General features: G+C 45.4%; 7 protein-coding genes. All 7 read right to left on the bottom strand.

Annotation, left to right across the window (positions count from 1 at the left end):
- Positions 1–64: 64 nt before the first annotated feature.
- Genes cas2 through CV944_RS15790 form a run of 7 tightly spaced genes read right to left on the bottom strand, consistent with a single transcriptional unit; the run spans position 65 to position 7,801 of the window.
- A complete protein-coding gene (gene cas2 / locus CV944_RS15760) occupies positions 65–352 on the bottom strand; it encodes a CRISPR-associated endonuclease Cas2 (RefSeq protein ID WP_100664511.1) in 288 nt (95 codons plus the stop codon).
- Positions 353–358: 6 nt separating this feature from the next.
- The gene (gene cas1c, locus CV944_RS15765) at positions 359–1,390 is read right to left on the bottom strand and encodes a type I-C CRISPR-associated endonuclease Cas1c (protein ID WP_049625189.1); all 1,032 of its coding nucleotides are present in this window, start codon (positions 1,388–1,390) and stop codon (positions 359–361) included.
- Positions 1,383–1,997, bottom strand: a complete 615-nt coding sequence (gene cas4, locus CV944_RS15770; RefSeq protein WP_025949259.1) for a CRISPR-associated protein Cas4 — start codon at positions 1,995–1,997, stop codon at positions 1,383–1,385. The genes cas1c and cas4 overlap by 8 nt, the downstream gene beginning before the upstream one ends.
- Before the next feature lie 24 nt (positions 1,998–2,021).
- On the bottom strand, positions 2,022–3,134 hold the full coding sequence (gene cas7c / locus CV944_RS15775) for a type I-C CRISPR-associated protein Cas7/Csd2 (RefSeq protein ID WP_047818726.1): 1,113 nt from the start codon (positions 3,132–3,134) through the stop codon (positions 2,022–2,024).
- Positions 3,134–4,891: a type I-C CRISPR-associated protein Cas8c/Csd1 gene (gene cas8c, locus CV944_RS15780; RefSeq protein ID WP_233205051.1), complete on the bottom strand. Its 1,758-nt coding sequence runs from the start codon at positions 4,889–4,891 to the stop codon at positions 3,134–3,136. The genes cas7c and cas8c overlap by 1 nt, the downstream gene beginning before the upstream one ends.
- On the bottom strand, positions 4,872–5,564 hold the full coding sequence (cas5c, locus tag CV944_RS15785) for a type I-C CRISPR-associated protein Cas5c (RefSeq protein ID WP_233205059.1): 693 nt from the start codon (positions 5,562–5,564) through the stop codon (positions 4,872–4,874). The genes cas8c and cas5c overlap by 20 nt, the downstream gene beginning before the upstream one ends.
- Before the next feature lie 44 nt (positions 5,565–5,608).
- Positions 5,609–7,801 carry a CRISPR-associated helicase/endonuclease Cas3 gene (locus CV944_RS15790; RefSeq protein WP_100664513.1) on the bottom strand — a complete coding sequence of 731 codons (2,193 nt, stop codon included), beginning with the start codon at positions 7,799–7,801 and terminating at the stop codon, positions 5,609–5,611.
- Positions 7,802–8,032 lie beyond the last annotated feature (231 nt).

Consider the following 8,032-nt stretch of genomic DNA (forward strand, 5'->3'; position numbering starts at 1 on the left):
CAACATGCGATTCACCTCCTTGTCTATCAATATTCACATCATAGACAAGGAAAGAAGAAAATATTCAGCTCACTTTATGATGTGGCTGAATAGTTACATCTTTTCCATAGACACGAACCGCCTTTGACCGGCTGCCGTACAATGTATATATCCGCAAACTATCTTTTTCCAAGTCAATGACGCGCAACAATTGATGCTCCATTTCTTCTAGCTGCGCTTGACTAACGCTGCATTCGAACACTGATTTTTGCACCCGCTGACCAAAATTTTGGCAAATGGTCGCCACTTTTCGCAACCGTTTTTGACCGCTTGGTTCTAATGTTTCTACATCGTATGTCACTAAAATATCCAATCATGATCACCTCATGATAAATGGAGTGTACTCCTCAATATCTCCCCGTAAATGTCGAGCTAATAATCGAGCATGTACGTGAGGCAACAACCCTAGTGGAACTTTTTGATTGATAATCGGGTGCTGGATTTCTTCTTGTTTCCGTTTTTGATAAGCAGCCAAAAAGGTTTTTCTCCCCTTTTCATTCAAAAATACAGCTCCGCCTGGGCGCATGTCAAAATGGCTTTTATCCAGTTGCCTCCGGTTGATTAATGTCAGAACAAATCGATCAGCCAAGTAAGGCCGAAATTCTTCAACAAGATCCAAACCTAATGATGGCTTCCCAGGCCGCAACGCATGCAAATAACCGATTTGCGGATCAAGCCCCACTCCCTCCAATGCCGAGATACAGTCTTGTGTTAAAATGCTGTAAGCAAATGATAAACAAGCATTGACCGGATCGCGGGGAGGCCTCCGAGACCGTACGGTAAAGGCAAAAAATCCGTCCTCATCTGACCGTATGAGCGATGCGAACGCTTCAAAGTAGACGGATGAGGCGTATCCCTCGACTCCCCGCAGTTCATCCAATGTCGATTGCTTTCCAATATTGCGTAAACTTTGGTCTAGTTGCTTTACAGATTGCTCCAACCTCGCTCGCTGCTCTGGATAATCACGCATCGCCCGTTGCAGCACGCTTTTGCTGTTGCGAATTTTACCGGATACAAAACGCGAAGCAATATGGAGCATCTTTTTCTCATTTTCCAATAGTTGATGTTGTGCTCTTCGAAGCAATACATTTCCATTTGTTCTTCCAGTGGCTCGGGCCAAAAAACGGCCATATGCATCATACCAAATGACAGAAATGCCTTGGTTGACACATTTGCCAAGCAAATACGGGCTGATCGAAACATGTCCAAACATGACAATGGCGCCAATATGGTGGATAGGGACTTGCAATGTCTTTGCCCCTTCCACCTCAACGACAATGGTTTCATGATCAAGCCGTATATACGACTGTTGCGTTTGAACGTATAACGTATTCAACAATACTTTAATCATGATCGTTCTCCTCGCTTATCCAAGCGGCTACGTTCGCAGGAACCTGTGGCATGCAAACGTCCTGCAACGAGCAATCACGGCATCGTGCATCATTGACGGGCGGCGGCAATCGGTCATTTCCCAACATTTCTCTTACATTTTGTATCGTTTCTTCCACAAGTCGCCGCAAAGGTTTGGTCACGTCCACTTCCAACCGTCTTCTTGACTGATAATAGTATAAGGCCCCCTTTGCCACCGGTCGATCGAACATTTCTTCTAGGCAGAGAGCTTGAGCCGCCAACTGCACCATATCCGCCTCTTTCGTTTTTCGTTTTCCGGCTTTGTATTCCACTGGATATGGCGTCCCATCAGGAAGAAATTCTACACAATCTGCTTTTCCTATAATCCCCAAACGTTCCGACCAGATTGGCAAAGCACGCTCTACTCTTCTGTCTCCCAACTGTTCTCCTTCGGGTGTGTCTACCCGTTCATGCACCCGATTCCCTCTCAGTGTAAAAACATTCTCCTCAAAAGTCTGTTCGAGATGAATCAATGCACATTGACGCGGGCAGTACACATAATGTTGCAAAGCCGATAACATAATCCACTCATCTTCACTCCACTGCATAAAACCAACCCTTTCGCCAACGTTTTATACGAGGCGCGTCACGGTGACCCCAGAAAACCCTTCAAGAAAAACGTCTTTTTGCCCCTCATCTGCCGGTCCGAGCAAAACATAGTCATGGAATGACCTTGGCGCTTCCTGTTGGCGGCGCTCGACTTTCACCAAGTCAAACAGTTTATGAGCTGGGGCTGATCCTTTCGCATTTTCATGGCTAAAAATATACAGTGCTCTGACATTCATTTCTCCTCGAGCCGCAGAATGGTCAAATGCAAATAAATGAACGAGCGCATCCCAAAAATCAGCTAAATCTTCCGCCGTAACCCCTGTTTTTTCTCCTAAAAATGGATTGTAGAATCCATGCAATCGATACAACCCGTATGGAATTAACGGTTTTCTTCCCATTTCCGTTTGTTTTCTGCGGCGATCCGATTCTTTGGTGATCGCGGAGCGTGTGATGGTCAAATCCCATGGAAATACCGGATCAATTGAGCGAGAAAATGTCAGCTGCATCGGCCCGCGCACTTGACCAGCATTCAACCCTGTTGACATCACAGCCCCGAACATGCGGACATCATAGTACTTTTGGCATAAAGCCTTTTGCGCATTTTGGCGTGTTTGGTCATCAATTTTCATATTATTTGCCGCCTGTGCCAAACGTTTCGCCATATTTCGCAATGACTTTTCCAGCTGTTTTTTAAGACCGGCTTCTTCTAATCCTTCCGTTAATTTTTCCCGAATATCCTTCTCCTTGACGTCCTCGCCAGTATAGATCACCCGATTGTCTTCGAGCACCAATCCTTGTTCCTCAAGCTGTGAAAGCCAATTCATCAATTCCCCATTTTCTTTTTCTTCTTCATTCAGCTCAATCGTCGCCAGTTTCACTCCGACGTCTTGATATGCTTGAAAAATGATGGTGTTTAAAGCTGTTTGGCTTTGAATAAAAATCGGTTTGCCTAATACCATCGCGACGTAATCGCGAATTTTCCGCTTGATAGCGACGTCGGTCACAATGCCGTGCATCGTTTCCGGATCGACACGCGGCATGTTGCCCGCATCTGGATCCCCATTTGGATTCCCATCTTTGACATCAAAAAGCAACACAAATTCGTGACGTTTTGTCGGATCAATATAGCGCTCCATCACTGGCTTTCCCCCGTTTCTTTTGTTTGATTGGCTTGATGGCGACTGCGGAATTCAGCACGTTGATGATAAAAACCGAGCGCGAACTCTGCTTGTTCTCTCAAATTGAAAATCGTTGGAAAACCGCCAGCTTCATCCAACTGTTTCATCACTTCTTCGAGCAAACGGCCAAGCTCAACAGACACTTTCGGCAGATGAGCGGTTGTCGAAAGCCTCAGCAATGAACCGAATGTCGATGCTGGAGCTGTAGAAGCCGCGCCATAAAATCGATCAACGATTGTGCTTCCAATTCGGTATCCTGAAGCGCGCCGTTGAATTTCTTCCAATACGGCCAATAATCGTCCACAAATATAAGCCGGCTGCAAGCAATGGTTGTTTAACGATTGCATTGTATTTGCTTCCTCCTTTCCATATGTGAGAACGAGTTTTATCAAACTGGCTGATGAATGATATCTCCACGTTTCCTTCGGATCACTCAATACTTTCAAAGAGCGGAAACGTTGAAGCGCTAACGGCAGCAATTCAGCGGGCGGCAAAGCCCCTTGATAAATCATGCGCAAACATTGCCGCACCAACCCTGGAGACATGTCGACAGCGCGAATCAAGACTCCCAACGGCAATAAATAGCCTTTTTCCCCAGTCGGTTGAACGATGCGCACAGCGGCCACATACCTCTCCAAATGCATCAGCAATTGAGAAATCGACGTGTGAATCCATTCACGAATGACTAATCTCGCTTTATTGGCCGAAAGAACAGCCATATGAAAAAACGTCTTGTCTAAATGCAATGCCTGCTCGCGCCCTGTTTTTGGGAGGGCAAGCAATTCCTCGAGCTGCTTTAGCTCAGGGGGAGGAGTCCGTTGGTTTGTTTCTTCGTCAAAAAGCCATTGTTCAATTGGCGATGCAAACAATTTTTCATCAAGTTGGATACATCCCCTCCCCTCAATTTGGTCATCAACCCAATATATGGCCATTTGGGATTGCAAAATATTTCGGTCGCTTATATACAGGGAAGTATGATGTTGATCTTCCCTAATGAGATAATTCAATGTATCGACAACCAAAGTAGCACAACCGAAGCAGACAGGTACATTATTCGTTTGAGTTTTGCCCATCGATTCAAACGACGGGTTATTAAACGACGTCAGTTGGCACGATTGTCCAAATAACTGGACAGGGTTGGGCAAATACCGTACATAAGCCGATCGCTTCCCGCAAACAGAACAGTCACATTCATCGTCGGACAGCAAATCACTCGCCAAGTATTCAGCCCAAAATGTTTGAATTTCCCTCTTTTCAAAAATCAATGACTCCTCATCATCTTGAAACGTCACGATATCCTTGGCACCAATTTGCTCACGGAACGCATTCTTCATTGGACTGTACAAAAAATCAAGCACTTTTTTTAATTCTTTCAACTTTGTTTTCTCATAAGCTTCCTCAATTAATCGAACATACCCTTTATGCATTAACTCTGCTTCATCCGCCTTTTCTGGACTTTCAGGGATGCCAAGTACATAGCGACCATCATCAGCCAACAAATAAGGCTTTATGTTTTCTTCCGTAACTTTCCCTTGCCTCAACCGAAACGGTGCTTCCACCAAACGGTATTCTCCCCTTCTAAAAGGCCCTTTCAAATATGGTTGATCCCCGCCTAAATCAATAATCCAATTGATTGATTTAGGTTTATAGGAGATCGGTGGCAGTTTTTTTTCCCTCTGCAACTTAGCCGCCAACTCAATCAACTCGTAAAGCATCTTGGCCCTCCAATGCATATAACTGTTGATATCTTTCTTTTGGAATATACATCCAGCCGTTTTCTACTTTTGCCTCAAAAAAGATGGGCTTTGCGAATCCAGCCACCGTTCGCGTTCCTGTTTCATCATGACGGAGAAACTCCATTTCTTTTCTCGAACCGTCTTCAATAAAAGCAAAATCCAACAGCATTGTGCCAATGTCCATATCGACCGGCTGCACAACATCATCTTCATCTATAGATGAAAAGTAGGCGGCAAACTCCCTTGTTCCTAAATATGGCATATGATGATACTGCCCTCGTTCCACTCGTCGGTTAAACTGATCCCGGTATTTGGCCGCCGGATCAATCGCACGATTTGTTAAAATGATATCGGCAACAATCCAATAGGCAACGTTTTTTAAAATCAAGCTCGTTCGTTGAGCCCTGGCACTTTCAATCACGATCGGGTTTTTATTTTGCTTGCTTGTGAGTTCGTTGCGCAAAATCGCCTGCTGACCCCCTAAACTCAAAATCCCGATTTGGCGAATTTCATAACGAAATTCCGGTTTCCAAAAAATCGCTTCCAATATCCCCCGCGCTGCGCTCGGCGTCATCACCGGATAACTGATGCGCTCGACTTTAAATTCCGGTCTTGTAAAACAGGCATATTCTCCCCACACTTTCACCTGCACTTTCGCTTGACGTTGCATTTCATGTCTCCTTTCCATCGCCATTTCTATCCAATCAAACTGAGTGGATCGTAAACTTCTTCTTTAATTCCGATCCGTTCATCATAGTCACCAAGCCATTCATAGACATTGTCCGCCACTTCCCGCAGCCATCCGTCCTTTTCTTTCTTTTCCGCCTCAAAACGATACAACTGAACCATATATGGCTGCAAACGGCGAAACGAATAGCGGGACGGAGAAGATTCCCACATTCGCAAGTATTCCGACGCCTCCTCATATGGAACGATGACGGAAACCGTATCCTGATCAATAAGGCGATACTTTTCGGCAACTAATGGATAATCAAGTGTTTCCCGATCTTTTTGGATGTTTTTCGAATCCACATCCACCGAGGCGAATAAACGACGGAAATATTCCCGAAATATATTGGGATCGTGCAAATCATCAGGATGGCGTTGTGCCAATAAGAACCGTGCTGTTTCCGTCGCTGTTCGATACGATCCTCTTGGGCTTGGCATGTCTTCTGTTTCAAAAATAATCACGTTTCCTTTATCCATTTTTCCTTCGCGATTGCAGCGTCCTGCCGCTTGGACAATCCGGTCGAGCGGCCCCATTTGCCGCATGACAATCGGAAAATCTAAATCAACCCCTGCTTCCACCACTTGTGTACTGATGAGGCGGACAGGTTGATTTTTCTTTAGACGTTCACGAACTTCCTCTAAAATTCGGCGACGATGCGCGCTGCAAAGAAGGGTGGAAAGATGGAATACCCCATCATCTTCTTGAAGGAGCTCGACGCACTCTTTCGCCTCTTTTCTCGTGTTAAAGACAACCAATAATTGCTTTTGTTCTCGAATGAAACGGACAAGTTGTGGCAATGAAACGGGTGATTTCCATATTTCATAGTCCACCCGCTGCATTTGTTGAAAATGACGATTCACGGTCGGCAACGGCAACATTTCTTTGACCTCTATTTCGGAAAATACATCCAAAAATCGGCTTTCCTCAAAAAACGGCTGAGTGGCGCTCGATAAGACAACGGTTGTCTGACAATGACGCACCAACATGGCCAATGCATCTAATGTCGGCTTTAGCAGTTCTGCCGGGAGCGTTTGAACCTCATCGAGAATTATGACGCTGCGCGACAAGTTATGCAGTTTGCGCACCTTGCTTGGACGATTGCTGAACAGGCTGTCAAACAGCTGCACGGTTGTCGTGACAATGAGGGGAGCGTCCCAATTTTCCGCAGCGAGGCGTTGTTGGATGAGCCTTTCATCCGCTTCTTCCTTCTCATCATCCACCTCAATTTGGCTGTGGTGCTCCAACACCGCATCGTTCCCGAAAATGCCGCGGTATACATCCGCCGTCTGCTCAATAATGCTTGTATACGGAATGGCGACAATAACGCGGTCAAGTCCATGTTCCACCGCATGTTTCAATGCAAAAGCTAAACTGCTTCTCGTCTTCCCCCCTCCGGTCGGCACGGTCAACCGATATACTCCCTGCGGTCTGGAGGCGGAGCGGACGCATTCCTCATACACTTCCCTTCTCATCCGATTCACCGCTGTATCATCCGTGCGGCTTGTTAATTGTTCCTGATCGGCGGTAAATTGATTCCATAAATCCGTTATCGAAGCCACAGGCGTTCGGAGCGGAGAAAGCTCCGGCTGGAAGTGGCGCTCTGTATCTAAATAATCAGCGTCAACAAGCGCAGAAAAGATCAGGCGAATCCACATCTCCCTATCGGTTTCAGAAAGCGAAGAAATATTTTCCACACTTTGCATGCATGGAAATACGAATTTCTTTAGGAACCATTCGGCTTGCTTCAAGACTTCCCGAAAGTGCAAATGTTGTTCTTTTAAGCTCTGTCCAAGGGTAGATGATAAATAGTGAGACGAATGCAAACCCACATGATGGCCGGCGATCGGCAACGAAAACCATTGCCAGGCATGTCGATTTCCCGTTTTTTTCCAATACACTTGGTACATCAACGCCGCTCCCCAAATCGCATGAGGGACGCTTTGGCCCATTTCTCCATCTGCTTGCTTTTTCAAATATTGTTGAAAAAGAGGATGGAATTTTCCTAAGTCATGCAAAAGGCCGCATAAATAAGCCACTCTTCCCCCTTGAAAAGGAGCGGCGAATGATTGAGCCATTTCCGCTACGCTTACCAAATGTTCGTCCAACCGATGCCATTCCTGTCCATTTGCCCGTGGCGTATGAGCATACACATCATTCATGTTTCATTCGACTCCATCAGACATTTTCTATCAGGACATTTGCCTTATATTTATTTATTTCAACCAATATCTTCATAATCCTTCTATATAAATTGAAATAAAGGTTTTCTCCCGTTCCACGGCGAATAAATAAAAGAGAAAATAGGGGAACGGAGAGAAAATATGATGCCAAATCACAAAGACGAGATCGAAAAGTTGTCCACTGCCATGAAAGAAGCAAAAAGTAAACGA

Source organism: Geobacillus sp. WSUCF-018B (assembly GCF_002809985.1).
Lineage (GTDB): Bacteria > Bacillota > Bacilli > Bacillales > Anoxybacillaceae > Geobacillus > Geobacillus thermophilus.

Bases quoted from the DNA above. Each gene is read 5' to 3' on its own strand.
- cas1c (WP_049625189.1), bottom strand. From the start codon at position 1,390: ATGATTAAAGTATTGTTGAATACGTTATACGTTCAAACGCAACAGTCG.
- cas4 (WP_025949259.1), bottom strand. From the start codon at position 1,997: ATGCAGTGGAGTGAAGATGAGTGGATTATGTTATCGGCTTTGCAACAT.
- cas7c (WP_047818726.1), bottom strand. From the start codon at position 3,134: ATGGAGCGCTATATTGATCCGACAAAACGTCACGAATTTGTGTTGCTT.
- cas8c (WP_233205051.1), bottom strand. From the start codon at position 4,891: ATGCTTTACGAGTTGATTGAGTTGGCGGCTAAGTTGCAGAGGGAAAAA.
- CV944_RS15790 (WP_100664513.1), bottom strand. From the start codon at position 7,801: ATGAATGATGTGTATGCTCATACGCCACGGGCAAATGGACAGGAATGG.